This window comes from uncultured Pseudokineococcus sp., assembly GCF_947499845.1.
In the GTDB taxonomy this organism is placed as follows: Bacteria; Actinomycetota; Actinomycetes; order Actinomycetales; family Quadrisphaeraceae; genus Pseudokineococcus.
This window is the reverse complement of sequence record NZ_CANMPM010000065.1, coordinates 1-369: the sequence shown is the minus strand read 5'-3', so window position 1 is coordinate 369 and position 369 is coordinate 1. Positions and strand designations below refer to the sequence as shown.

Genomic DNA, 369 nt, shown 5'->3' with positions numbered 1-369 from the left:
TCCGCCGCGCCCTCACCCACCCCCTCACCGGCCAGCTCATCGCCCTCGACGGCCACCTCCTGACCACCGACCCACCCGACACATCCAGCACGCCCCCGCCTCCCGACCCCGGCGACGGCAACAGCCCGGGCCCCCACGACGGAGGCCCCGGCCCTGGCGGCCCCGGCCCCGGCGGCAGCCCCGACCCCGGCGGAACCAGCGGCACCAGCGGCGGCGACTTCTCCACGCCCGCCACCACCCCCGTGCCGGCCCTGCCCCGGCGACCCCGCAGCGCCTGCCCCGTCGCCGCCACCGGCGGCGGCCCCTACCGACCCTCAGCCCCCACCGACCGCTACGTGCGCACCCGCACCCCCACCTGCACCTACCCCG

General features: G+C 80.2%; 1 pseudogene. It reads left to right on the top strand.

Going from position 1 to position 369, the window contains the following annotated elements:
- A pseudogene (locus tag Q0789_RS16620) lies at positions 1 to 369 on the top strand (hypothetical protein); the annotation flags it as partial.